Source organism: Mesorhizobium sp. (assembly GCF_004962925.1).
Classification (GTDB): Bacteria; Pseudomonadota; Alphaproteobacteria; order Rhizobiales; family Rhizobiaceae; genus Mesorhizobium.
This window is the reverse complement of record NZ_SUEO01000197.1, coordinates 1-11,905: the sequence shown is the minus strand read 5'-3', so window position 1 is coordinate 11,905 and position 11,905 is coordinate 1. Positions and strand designations below refer to the sequence as shown.

Annotated in this window: 10 protein-coding genes and 4 pseudogenes; 9 read left to right on the top strand and 5 right to left on the bottom strand. The window is 59.1% G+C overall.

Going from position 1 to position 11,905, the window contains the following annotated elements; genetic code table 11:
- The coding region (locus E5W87_RS28165) for a M20/M25/M40 family metallo-hydrolase (RefSeq protein WP_292404968.1) at nucleotides 1-228 on the top strand (228 nt) is incomplete at its 5' end.
- 743 nt (nucleotides 229-971) lie between these two features.
- Here the strand turns inward: E5W87_RS28165 and E5W87_RS28160 are convergent.
- The 3 genes from E5W87_RS28160 to E5W87_RS28150 all read right to left on the bottom strand — a co-directional run bounded on the left by E5W87_RS28160 (nucleotide 972) and on the right by E5W87_RS28150 (nucleotide 3,696).
- Complete coding sequence (locus E5W87_RS28160; protein WP_292404965.1) at nucleotides 972-1,883, bottom strand: IS3 family transposase; 912 nt, start codon at nucleotides 1,881-1,883, stop codon at nucleotides 972-974.
- Nucleotides 1,880-2,326, bottom strand: coding sequence for a transposase (locus tag E5W87_RS28155; protein WP_292404963.1), 447 nt, complete (start codon nucleotides 2,324-2,326; stop codon nucleotides 1,880-1,882). Before E5W87_RS28155 ends, E5W87_RS28160 begins: the two co-directional genes overlap by 4 nt.
- A 461-nt stretch (nucleotides 2,327-2,787) precedes the next feature.
- Nucleotides 2,788-3,696, bottom strand: coding sequence for a GlxA family transcriptional regulator (locus E5W87_RS28150; protein WP_292404960.1), 909 nt, complete (start codon nucleotides 3,694-3,696; stop codon nucleotides 2,788-2,790).
- Between E5W87_RS28150 and E5W87_RS28145 the strand changes: the two genes are divergently transcribed.
- The 3 genes and pseudogenes from E5W87_RS28145 to E5W87_RS28135 all read left to right on the top strand — a co-directional run.
- Nucleotides 3,653-4,018 (top strand): hypothetical protein, encoded by a 366-nt coding sequence (locus E5W87_RS28145; RefSeq protein ID WP_367118886.1) that lies wholly within the window; start codon nucleotides 3,653-3,655, stop codon nucleotides 4,016-4,018. The genes E5W87_RS28150 and E5W87_RS28145 overlap by 44 nt on opposite strands.
- 118 nt (nucleotides 4,019-4,136) lie before the next feature.
- Nucleotides 4,137-5,495, top strand: a complete 1,359-nt coding sequence (locus E5W87_RS28140) for a serine hydrolase (protein WP_292404957.1) — start codon at nucleotides 4,137-4,139, stop codon at nucleotides 5,493-5,495.
- 27 nt (nucleotides 5,496-5,522) lie between these two features.
- A pseudogene (locus E5W87_RS28135) lies at nucleotides 5,523-5,760 on the top strand (IS110 family transposase); the annotation flags it as partial.
- Here E5W87_RS28135 and E5W87_RS28130 read toward each other — a convergent pair.
- A complete protein-coding gene (locus tag E5W87_RS28130) occupies nucleotides 5,671-6,003 on the bottom strand; it encodes a transposase (protein WP_292404954.1) in 333 nt (110 codons plus the stop codon). The pseudogene E5W87_RS28135 and the gene E5W87_RS28130 sit on opposite strands and share 90 nt — an antisense overlap.
- A 570-nt stretch (nucleotides 6,004-6,573) precedes the next feature.
- Here E5W87_RS28130 and E5W87_RS28120 point away from each other — a divergent pair.
- From E5W87_RS28120 to E5W87_RS28105, 4 genes and pseudogenes are all read left to right on the top strand, one after another.
- Nucleotides 6,574-6,962, top strand: a pseudogene (locus E5W87_RS28120) (M24 family metallopeptidase).
- A pseudogene (locus E5W87_RS28115) lies at nucleotides 6,956-7,132 on the top strand (ABC transporter ATP-binding protein); the annotation flags it as partial. The pseudogenes E5W87_RS28120 and E5W87_RS28115, both read left to right, overlap by 7 nt.
- A 349-nt stretch (nucleotides 7,133-7,481) precedes the next feature.
- On the top strand, nucleotides 7,482-8,891 hold the full coding sequence (locus E5W87_RS28110) for a CapA family protein (RefSeq protein WP_292404948.1): 1,410 nt from the start codon (nucleotides 7,482-7,484) through the stop codon (nucleotides 8,889-8,891).
- Between the two features lie 566 nt (nucleotides 8,892-9,457).
- Complete coding sequence (locus E5W87_RS28105; RefSeq protein WP_292404945.1) at nucleotides 9,458-10,870, top strand: M20/M25/M40 family metallo-hydrolase; 1,413 nt, start codon at nucleotides 9,458-9,460, stop codon at nucleotides 10,868-10,870.
- Nucleotides 10,871-11,151: 281 nt separating this feature from the next.
- On the opposite strand, the pseudogene E5W87_RS28100 reads toward E5W87_RS28105, so the two are convergent.
- Nucleotides 11,152-11,452: pseudogene (locus E5W87_RS28100) on the bottom strand (pantoate--beta-alanine ligase); the annotation flags it as partial.
- A 231-nt stretch (nucleotides 11,453-11,683) separates the two neighbouring features.
- Here E5W87_RS28100 and E5W87_RS28095 point away from each other — a divergent pair.
- Nucleotides 11,684-11,905: hypothetical protein (locus E5W87_RS28095; protein ID WP_292404943.1), on the top strand; the 222-nt coding region annotated here is incomplete at its 3' end.

The window sequence follows — 11,905 nt, the reverse complement described above, 5'->3', positions numbered from 1 at the left end:
GCCGCACGCCATGCACCCGGCGCCTGGGTGAGAATGCCAAGCGGCGCTGGTCACGACGCTCAGGTTGTGGCTCGCAAGCTGAGGGCTGCTATGCTGTTCGTGCCAAGCATCGGCGGTGTTAGCCACCATTGGACCGAAAATACAGAGGATGCTGACTTGGTGCTCGGATGCCAAGTGCTGGCTGATGCGGCCGAGATGATCCTGCTTGGCGAAGGCGGGGAGATGTAGGTCAGACGCAGCCAATGAGAACGCTGCCAATGCGTGCGCGGTACCTGGCTCACGCCGGTGGATTCATCTTGCGCCCATGCCACAGATGTCGGCCGTCAGTCACGAAGCGGAATTCAAGCGTAAATTCCGGTGATGACTCGCCGCCCCCTGCGCACAGAGTGGGCCTATTTTATCATTGGAAGCGGGCTTGGCGGCGGGCCCTGTCGGTGCACCTCCCCGCCGGCAGGGCTTGGAGAGTCAATATTGCAAAATTTTCTTAAACGACTCTGGTTATGGATAAATGAGGCTGTCAATGATTTTTCCAGCGAGCATTCGAGCGCACATGTGTCAGCGTGCGGTTTCGTCTTTTTTGATGACGATAGTTGTAGCTATTCGATTCCTCCTACTGCTGTTTCGTCCCCCGATGAGGGGTCTGAGAACGCACCTTGCAGTGAAAGCGCCTTAACGGTTCAGATTTGACATCATTGAACATCTGATCAACCAACTGCTCCGATCACAGGTCGGCTTCACCATTCCGGCAGCCCCTTGGATCCCAAACGAGGGCTGCTTTTCTGCTGAAGCGCGCTGTGAGCTTTGGAACCGTTGATTGGCATGCAGCCTTATGGGCAGCAACGCATCGGAACTGTTGCGGCTGACTTCCCGACGGGACGCACCAAGCTGTAAGCGCCGTTCGAAAAAGATGCGTGTTTCAGTAAGTCCCGGACACCGATTTCAGTAAGTCGCGGACAGCTTGGAGTGCACCCCTATCGTGAGACAGAGAAATTGCGAGACAATTCCCTGCTCGTGAGTTCAAATGCGGCATTTTCCGACGGTGTCGACAAGGTCTTTTCGTATTCCTCTGGGGTGAGATAGTCGAGTGCTGAATGCAGTCGTTGCCGATTGTAGACATCTTCAATGAAGCTCGCGATACGTCGCCGCGCATCGGGTGCATCGCGATAGGCCAATCCTGCGACTTCTTCCTGCTTCAAGGTTTTCATGAAGCTTTCCGCGCGTGCGTTATCATAAGGGTTCCCCACCCGGCTCATGCTCGGCTGGATCCCATGCCCATGGAGGATATCAGAATAGCTGGTGCAAGCGTATTGAATGCCCCTGTCGGAATGATGGATCAAACTGCCGGGAACCGGAACACGTGCGGAGATCGCCATTTTTAGGGCATCGACAGCAAGGCTGGCCCGCAAGTGGAGTTCGAGCGCCCATCCGATGACCTTGCGACTGAATGCATCGAGCACAACCGCCAGATAGGCGAACTGCTCGGCAAGGTGCAAATACGTGATGTCGGCGACCCAAAGCTGGTTGACGCCTGTCAGTTCCATGCCTCGGGCAAGGTTCGGCACCACCCGCCAGCTGTGCCGGGAATCTGTAGTGCGCGGCACAAATGGCCGAGTGCGCAAGCATAAGAGATTATCCTCCCCCATTACCCGCAACACACGTTTGTGGTTTACCTGCCAACCCTCCCGGCCAAGAAGGGCGCCGATCCGGCGATAGCCATAGTGCCGGTTGGCCAAGGCCAGCCTTTGAATGACATCTCGCAGACCAGTTTCTTCCTGCCGCGGCGCCGACTGCCGCCAGTGCCGGTAGTATCCAGCCCTGCTGACGCCGGCGAGACGGCACATCTGTTCAATTCCTGGAGAGCCTTGCGGCACATGGGCTGTCATTTTTTGAATGACCTCGAAGACGCTGCACCGCCAGGTGCGTCTTTCTGCTGTTGATTGCCCCTGACATGCCGCAAGGCTTCTTGAAAAAAATCAAGTTCAACCTGTTGCTGCCCAATCTTGCGTTCAAGTTCGACAATGCGGCGGCGGGCTTTCGCCAATGCATCGGCCCGACGCTGTTCAGCCGACAGTGCAAAACCTGCCGCCAAGGCTTGCCGATCTGGCGGTGCCTCGGGAGGCCGCTTCTTTGGGAGCCCCGGTCGGCTCGGCATTAGATTGCCACACGTCCGCAGCTGCTCACGCCAGGCATATAAGCGTTGGCGGTGAATACCCAGTTCATCAGCTAATCGGCTGACGTTCTCCCCGTTTTGCATCCGCAAAAGCATGGAGAGTTTCTCTTGTTCGCTAAATCTCGGCTTTCTTCCAACCATTTCCAGTTCCTGCAATCCAGAAACTGTCCCCTATTTATTTGTCTCAGTCGAGGGGTGCACTCCAGCTTGTCCGCGATTTACTGAAACGGCTGTCCCAATTTAGTGAAATCCGCAAAATGGCTGCTCACAATCAGCGAAATGCGCATCGTAGCCCGGTCGGCCAGTGGCCTGAAAGATGTGCCATGATTAAATCTATCACGCCGGCTAAGCTGCGGGGATCCTTATCAAATGTTCATGGCGCTTGGCCGATGACTCCCAGCGCAGGAACGCAGGAACCGGAACGTATCGAGCCCGATGGCGAGAAGATCTACCGTTTCAGGATCGGATAGGAAGAGCTGTGGCTGGCTTGCCGTCAACTGACGAGTTTTCGCACGGTCTGCTGGAATCTCGCGCCAAAGTACCTAGCGACATCCGTTTGAGCACTACCGACTGTCCGATTGTCGGCCGAATTGAGAAACTGACCCCCCCTCAAATCCTCACTTCGCTTGACACCGATGTTCGCCGTTCTTCGCCAGGGCTATGGCCGAAGGCCTGCGGTACGCGCTGCCAAGATGCGAGGCGGAGACAAAGCCGCAGCGCAGCGCGATCGAGGCAATGGACTCGGTGCTCTCCTTGAGCAGCCGATGGGCCTCGTTCAGGCGTACGGCGAGGTAAAAGCGCTGCGGAGTCATGCTGAAGTGCTGGTGCCACAAACGCTCGAGCTGTCGCTGCGATAGGTTGGAACGCTGGGCGATGTCTTCGATGGGGACGAGATCTTCGAGGTTCTGCTCCATGCAAGCGATCGCCGCCGTGAGACGAGCGTCGTTCACACCGTAGCGCCATTGGATGGCAATACGCTGATGCTCCTGCGGTCGACGGATGCGGCTGTGCAGGAACTGCTCAGCAATATCCGCAGCAAGCTGCCCACTGTAATCACTGGATATCTGATCAAGCATCAGGTCGATCGCCGCAGTGCCGCCAGCGCATGTCCAACGGTTGCGATCACGCACATAGAGCTCTCGGCAGACCTCGATTAACGGGAACTCCTCCCCGAACTGCCGCAGCAACTCCCAATGCAATGTGCACCGATAGCCAGCTAGCAGCCCGGCGCGGGCGAGCACAAAGGTTCCCGTGCTGAGCGCGCCGAGCGGCCTACCAGCGACGGCCAATCGTCGGAGGAAGCGATCCACTCGGACATCATGCAGCTTCTCGATTTGCATGCTTGCGATGACGAACAGCCGGTCGATCGCGGGTGCGTCGTCGATCGAGACGGTCTGTAGCTCAAGACCGCTGCTTGAGCTGATGGGAGCCCCGCCGGATGACAGCACATGCCACTCGTAGAGGGGTTGTCCAGAAAGCCTGTTGGCTGCACGGAGAGGCTCGCTCGCCGAGGCCAGCGCCATCATCGAGAACTCCGGAAAAACCAGCAGCCCAATACGTCTGGGTCCTGGTCTGCTTCCGGCGACGCCGCTGACGGTGCTGCTCGCTTTCAATAAAAGTTTGGTCTGTCGCTTTGAACAGAACCAGCTTGCTGAATTACGACTCTATCCCGTCGAGCTAGGGCGTTCGAAAAGATTTGCCAACCTGGGTATACCGCGACTGGTCACCGGGCCGCTGGCAAAGGCCATTCTCGAGCGCTTACAAACGCTCTCGGAACCATTCGGAACCGAGATCCTCATCGGGAACGATATTGGAGTCATCAAACTGCGGCCCGGCTCGCCGCAATAATGCGGCTCGGTGGGCGGACCTGAACCTTATCCCAGAAGGCTGCGACGCGCTTGTCGGTGATTGATGACATTCCGATTAACGCAACTTCATTGAGACAGAAAACAAGAGGAGAATACTGATGACCACCAGCCTGCTAGATGGCGACTGGCAGCAACGCCTCGCCGAGATAGCATCGAAGTACGAGGTTCCGGGCGCGGCCTTGGGTATCGCGCTGGGCGATGACACCCTTGAAGTCGCCTATGGGGCGACGAGTGTCGACACTGGTGTCGAGATCAGAACCGACACCCTGTTTGAGATCGGCTCCATCTCAAAGGTGTGGGCCGCGACGGTGGTCATGGCCCTCGTCGATGCGGGTAAGCTCGATCTCGACACACCGGCGGCGATCTATTTGCCCGAGTTTCAGCTCGCCGACGCGGACGCAACACGGCAGGTTACGGTGCGTCACCTGCTCACCCATACCAGCGGGATCGAGGGCGACTTCTTCCGCGGGTTCGGTCTCGGCGACGACTGTTTGAAGCGCTTCGTCGCGGCCTTGGCGGATCTCCCTCCGGTCGGTGCCACCTGGTCGTACTGCAACGCGGGCATCAACGTCGCCGCCCGGGTGGTTGAGCGCGTCAGCGGACAGGCCTGGGACACCGCTCTTAAGGATCTGGTGTTTAGCCCGCTCGGCCTCACTCACACCGTGACACTGGCAGAGGAGGCGCTTGCGCACACGCTTGCGCTTGGTCACGTCCGTGGCGCCGATGACTTAGCGAAGCTGGCTCCACCCGTGATGTTCCGTTCCCACAGCCCAGGTGGCGGCATCGTTTCGAGCGTCGGGGACGTCCTGAGGTTCGCGCGGATGCACCTGGCCGGAGGAGTCGCCAGCGACGGGACGCGAGTGCTGGGGGCCGAGACGGTCGCGGCGATGCAGGAGCACCAGGTGGCGCCGCCCAGCCCCTACCTCGATTTCGACGGCCAGGGCCTCGGCTGGCAGCGGTTTCACTCGCTTAGCGCGGATCTCATCGGGCAGGACGGCTACACGTGGGGACAGAGGGCCTACCTGCGCCTCGTACCAAACAAGAACATGGCGGTCGTCCTGCTAACCAACAGCGGGTACAGCCGTGACCTATATCGGGACCTCATTGGGGAAGTGCTTGGCGATCTGGCCGGCGTCGAGATGCCCCAACCACGCAAGGCGCCGGATACTCCCGTCGAGATCGACGTCACCCCGTACGTGGGCACCTACCGCAGCCACGGGGTCAGCATCGAGGTCTGGTCGGAGCGGCGCGGCGCTCGGATGCGCAAAACACAGGACCTCTCGGACATCGGGGTTCCTGAGAGCGTCCAGGAGTACGACCTCGTCCCGATTCACGAGGGGCTGTACCTCGTACGAGAGCCGGATTCTACGACATGGCAGCCGGTCACCTTCCATTCGCTGGACGACGGCCCGCCGTACGTGTTCTTCGGAGGCAGGGCTACACGAAAGGTCTCATGAACACAGGGCAAATGTGACGACCGGGAGCATGTGAAGAGTCCGCAGTGTCGGCTCTGGGGTTTCCTCCTCGTCGCACGACGCACGGTCCTTAATGAAATGCGGACGATCGAGAGCGTAGTCAGATCGATTCTGCGGGAGGCCGGCATCAAGCTTGGGACGCCAAGCCGAGCAGGCCTTAGCCGATCGCGTGCGCGAACTGACTGGCGCAGATACGGTTGTCATGGCGATAGCCGAGCCGCTTCTGGCGATCGTGGCCACGATGCTGCGTGAGTTCGGGCGACTCAACCGCATCCTCGGGCGCAGGAAGGACCAACTTGCCGTGCCGCGCCATCGTGCGCCACGACGACAGGTGGTTCGGCTTCAGTCCATAGCGCTCAGCAACCTCATTCACCGTCACGCCCGGCCGCAGACTCTCCGACACGATCCTAGCCTTCACCTCGTCCGGCCAATGGCGATGCCCCTCACGCCCGGCCTTCCCGGTCGTGAGAACCTCCAACGTAGTCTCCATGGAGAAACTCCCTTCGCTCGTCCATGGAAAGCCGATCACAGATCACGGCAGACAGGGCAACGTGGGGGCTAGTCTAAACACCGGTTACGAGAAAACACGGTGGTTCGCCCGAAAGGGTGATCCGGATCGTTCCCGTGAGGACGATGGGCAATGCGATCTCGTTGGCAGGCTAGATCCTGGGTAAGCGATGCGTCGAGGCACCTTTCCCGAAATCGTGGTAGGTCAGCCGCTGTTCCGCGCGGCGGCGCCGATCACTCCAGATCGTCGCAACGGGTGACGTAGTGGGGTTCGCGGAGGACGGTAAGCGGCAAGGGAACCCACGTAGGATCGGGTTCTTTGCGATTCATCGGCGTTCTGTTTGGAGCTGATGATGGAAACTTCTGCAAGCACGCCTATGCCTGATGATAGAAACTGTCATGTGATCGAACATCTTGTCCGTCCCCTTCGGGCCCGGCGCCAATGGTCGGAGGAGGCGAAGGCTCGGCTTGTGGCGGAAACGCTTGTGCCTGGCGCAAACATCTCGGCGATCGCGGAAGCGCTACAGTGCAGCCTTGATGCGGAACCTGGTGCATGGGAAAACCGAGCGACAGCGTCCGTCGGGCAGCCGACACTTCAAAAGCCGCGCTCGACGCGGCGATCGCGGCCATGAGGCCGGACGTAACAAGCGGCGAGGTCGACGCCGCGTGTCGTGGCACTGTGGCTCGCGCAGGTCTCGCCATGCCTTCCTCAATAGAACCGGCTACTCCGTGGGCGTTGGCATCTGCCCGGGCTGGGGTGAAGGATGGGTCATGGACCTAAAGGACGGAGATCCCCGCGTCCTGCAACCGGGCATGGTATTCCATATCGTGCCGGTGCTATTCCCCGAGCCGAACGTCAGCGTAGGCTTCAGCGCCACAGTGCTCGTCACCGAGGCCGGCGCGGAGATTGTCTCAGATTACTCGCGGGAGCTGGAATGCTGAAAGCCATACACGACACTGCTGTCGTAAAGACGGGCGGCATCACGCTCCGCGGCAGCGGAAAACGGTACGGCAGCGCGGTCGCCGTCGACGACGTCAGTCTTGAAGTGTTGCCCGGCGAATTCGTGTCACTGCTCGGCCCCAGCGGGTCGGGCAAGACCATCGCCGTATCCAGAACAGAAACGGCCGAAAAAACTTGACGTGGACGGTGTCACCGGCTTCGGCCCATCTCGTTACCAGATGTCCGGAATAAACAAACGGAATTTGACGCCAACGGCTCGGCGGCTAATCCTCTCCCAAAAGAAAGCGCTAAGTGGCCATAGAATGCGAACGTCGGAAATGTACCTGCATTCGAGAGCCATCTCTTCGTTCATTCTTGTGGGATAGCCATAGATCATTTTACCTGATCGCAGATCTCGTTCGTACCGCTGACACGAATGCCGAACATCCCGTGGAGCACGGCGAGAAGAAGAGATGAGACGGACAGATTTAAAAGCAAAGATTCGGCCTATGGAGAACCGTATGGAAAAGCATTCACACGAGAACAACGGTCATTCGGCTCAAGCGAGCAGCTATGATACAGTCGGTTCGATTGAAACGAACGTCGCGGACGGCTTCACAATGGCAGCGGTTGGCGACCTTATCGTGTCGCGGCCGCTGACCAGAGGTCAACATCCCGGCTTCGGCGACATCGTCAAGGTCCTCCATGACTCCGATGTCACGTTTGGCAACATGGAAATGAACATCTTCGATATCCGATCCTTCCAGGGAAGTCCGCAGGCTGAGTACGGCGGTGCGTTTCACGTCAGCCTGCCCGAGATCGGACCTGATTTGAAGGCGATGGGATTCAACATCGTCAGTCGAGCGAACAACCATACGCTTGACTGGGGACTTGAAGGCATGCGCGAGACGAGCCAAGTGCTCGATCAGAGCGGGATCATCCATGCAGGGGTGGGCGAGAATCTCGCACAAGCCGGCGCCGCTCGCTTTTTGGAAACCGCGCGCGGTCGAGTGGCGTTGGTGTCGCTTGCTTCATCGTTCACGCCTATGTCCCGGGCGGGCGATCCCGCCGGCGAGGCCCCCGGCAGACCTGGGCTCAACGCTCTTCGTTTGGCGCGAAGCGTCGTCGTCCCGCCCGAAAAGCTCGAGAGCTTGAGGCAGATACGCGATGCATTGCCCGACTCCCGCCCAGGCAATCGATCAGCTCCACCTGCAGTCTCCGGGGCCACGGCGGAACGGCCCGAGGACCCTAACGATCCAAACCGCGTGGTGGTCGCTGGAATGACGTTCAAAGCGGGCGGACAGGCCGGTTACAGCTACGAAGCCGATCCTCGCGACGTCGCCGACATTCTTCGGAACGTTCGTCGGGGCAAGCAGTTCTCCGACTTCTGCATCGTCACGAATCACTGTCACCAGCCCGGGAATTGGAGCGAGGAGACTCCTGATTACGAGCAATCGTTTGCGCATCGACTGATTGATGCGGGAGCGGACGCATATGTCGGACACGGACCCCACAAGTTGCGCGGCATCGAGATCTATAGGGGCCGGCCCATATTTTATAGCCTGGCCAATTTCCTTTATGATGACCACCGGACGCCTGTAGGGGCTGACATGTTCGCCGCTTACGGTAAGGACCCACGGGTCGACACAGATGCCGAGGTGACCGTCGCGGAGGAGGCAAAAGGATTTGACGACAAGGTGTTCTATGAAAGCATTGTCACCGTCAGCCGCTTTGAGCGGAACAAGCTTGCTGAATTGCGGCTTTATCCCATTGAGCTCGGTTACTTGAAGAGGTTTGCCAACCGGGGTGTCCCGCGGCTCGCCCCTCCGCCACAAGCAAAATCCATTCTGGAGCGTCTGCAGAAGCTCTCGAAGCCATTTGGGACCGTGATTGCCATCGAGAACAACGTTGGAGTCATCAGACTGTCCTAGCTCGCTGAAATTGCGCGGGTTCGCAGGCCGATTGGCGGCTTGAGGGGATCGTGGAGGAGGAGCTTTGTGCCCGGCATGCTCGTTGCGGACTTTACGCGCAAATACGATGTGACGAGCTGCCAAGTCTATGACTGGCGGAAGCAGCTTTGGAGTGGCCGGTTGGCGCCGCCAGAAAGCATGAGGCACAGATGTGGCGCCGGGGTGGCCAGATCGCCCGTCACGTGCTCCAGCGAAGTCGGCGACATGGTCTGCGATCCGCGCCACCATCTCAATCTGACCGAAACCAAGCCCGGGGGCTGCATCGGGCTGTTCCCTTGCGCCGGTGGGAGTTGTCGTCGGCCTTTCGAGATGCCGCGGCTTGGGAGGCGCGCGCTAGCCGGCCTGTCGATCCAGGTGCCCGTGCGCCTTCTGCTCGCTGCAAATCCGAGCGGCTACCACTGAAGGAAGTTGGACCTGGGCGAATGAACACGTGTCACCTGAATGATCGTTGGCTTGCTTGCAGCAGCGGCCTGCCAGTTGAGAACACCCTGTACCTCTGAAATCTCCTCTTTCTTATAGGCAAGGTTATGACTTCTTCTGATCCGTTGAACGCCGTTTTACAGCATATCGAGACGAACCGCACCCCCTTCCTCGATCGCCTGATCGATTACGTTCGACACCCGAGCATCAGCGCCGAGAATGTCGGCATCGCCGAAGTCGGCGCGCTGCTGGTCGAGATGCTCACCGGGATAGGGCTCGAGACCAGGCTGGTGTCGACCGAAGGACACCCGATGGTGGTCGCGCGCTGGGAGAAGGCTGCGGGTAAGCCGACCGTTTTGCTCTACGGCCATTACGACGTGCAGCCGGCTGACCCGATCGACAAATGGCTCTCGCCGCCCTTCGAGCCGACCATTCGTGACGGGCGCCTTTACGCACGCGGTGTGGGAGACAACAAGGGCCAGCATTTCGCACAGATCCTGGCAATCGAGTCCCACCTCAAGGTGCATGGCGCGCTGCCCTGCAACGTCATCCTGCTGCTGGAAGGCGAAGAAGAGATCGGCAGCCCGCACATTGCCGATTTCGTGCGTGCCAACAAGGACGCGCTTAAAGCTGATCTGGCCGTCACCGCCGATGGTCCGCGTCATGCGAGCGGCGCACCTGTGATCAAGTTCGGTTCGCGCGGGGAGGTGTCTTTTGAACTGCGCTGCCGCCACGCTAACGGCGACTTGCATTCCGGTAACTTTGGCGGCGTTGTGCCCAACCCGATCTGGACGTTGGTGCATCTGCTCGGCACCATGAAGAATGCCGACGGTGAAATCACCATTGACGGTTTCGACGATGAAATCGAGCCACCGGCAGAGGAGGAGTTGATCGCGGTCAAGCGATTACCTCTTGATGTCGAGGCTGTGAAGCGTGGTCTCGATCTTGCGAGACTCGACGCGCCGGCGGAACGGCCCTTCTACGAGCGCCTGTGCTTCCGCCCGACGCTGACGATCAATGGCTTCCATGGCGGCTATGGCGGGCCTGGTATCAAGAGCGTCCTGCCCAACGAAGCCTTCGTAAAATGCGACATACGGCTCGTGGAAGCACAGGACCCCGCGGACATCCTCCGCAAGGTGGCCGCCCATGTGGAAAAACACGCGCCCGAAGTGGAATTCATAGCACAAGGGAGCATGTACCCCTCGAAAACACCCATGACCTCCCCTTTCACTGCGCCGCTTCGCCGTGCTTTCGTCGCCGCGCAAGGGGAGGAGCCTTTGCTGGTCCCCGCAGGCTTCGGCACTCTCCCTAACTATGTATTCACCAAGATCCTCGGCATTCCTGCTTTCGACACGCCTTACGCGAACCACGACGAGGCAAACCATGCGCCGAATGAGAATCTAACACTCAGTTGCTTCTACAGCGGGATTCGCACAGGCGCTGCGTTATTGTACGAGCTTGGTTCGTTGCCATTTCCTGAGCCCGAGGCGGTCAAGTGCGGCCTGTGCAGCGGTGAATAAGACCAGTAGTCTCACCAGCGCCAGACAAAGAGTGGGGTCTTTGCATGAAATAATATCAATGCCTGATGTCGTCAGCGAAGAGACAACGGGCGACCTGATTTAAAGGAGGCTCTGGCCCCTGAGGTTTGTATTATGTATCGGGTGGCTGCCTGGAGGAGGAACAAGCCGCTGTTTGATGGTTTCGTGTTTGATCCTTCTCACTCCAGAATGGTGGTTTGCTCGCGTCGGAAGTAGACACCACGATCCTGCGCCACTTCACACACCGACAGGCGGTATCGATTTGGGATGTCGAGATCGCGGTCGAGCCGGCGAACAACATGCAGCTGCTGGAAATCCTTCTCGCCGAACAAGGCCAGATCCGGCGCCCGTCTGGAGAACAGCTTTGTCACCGCTGTTGCCACGCTGTCGAAATGGCTTGGACGGAACGCGTTGCACAGGCCTTCGCTCAGCCCGCTCACCCCAAGCCGTCCTGGCGAAACCCTACGGATACATCTCAGGCAACTCCGCGGCACAGAGCATGCGAGCGTCCATTGGCGCGATCTTGGCGTCGTCGTCCTGCTCAGTTCGGGGGTAGGCGGCAAGTGACCGTCCGCGCTCGGCTGCGGCAAAGGCGCAATTGCCGGACGCCAGTCGGTGAGAGACGACCTATCTAATCCGGGATGCATCACCACCAACATTGGCCATTCGAATCGTTGAAAAGCCGTGAGAGCGCGTCCTGCGTCCCGAGTGGCGACCAAACTACTTTTGCTGCATATCCCCAGGACAGCCATCTAAGACCAAGATATCCCTGATCTAAAAACGCAATTTGACGTCATGCGGGTCATCTTCTTATATTTTGTGAGCGGTGAAGAGATCATCGATGCACTCGCAAGTGGAGACTCGCCGGCCTCCCATTTCCCAGGCGTGTTAGAGTCGGCCACGGCCTGCTTTGAAGTCGTCTGGCCGATCCAGAGCCAAGGTGGAAATCATGGCGATTCGGTTCCACTGACAACGCTTCCTAAGGGAAGTCAGCGTTGGTCAAATACATGCCAGGAC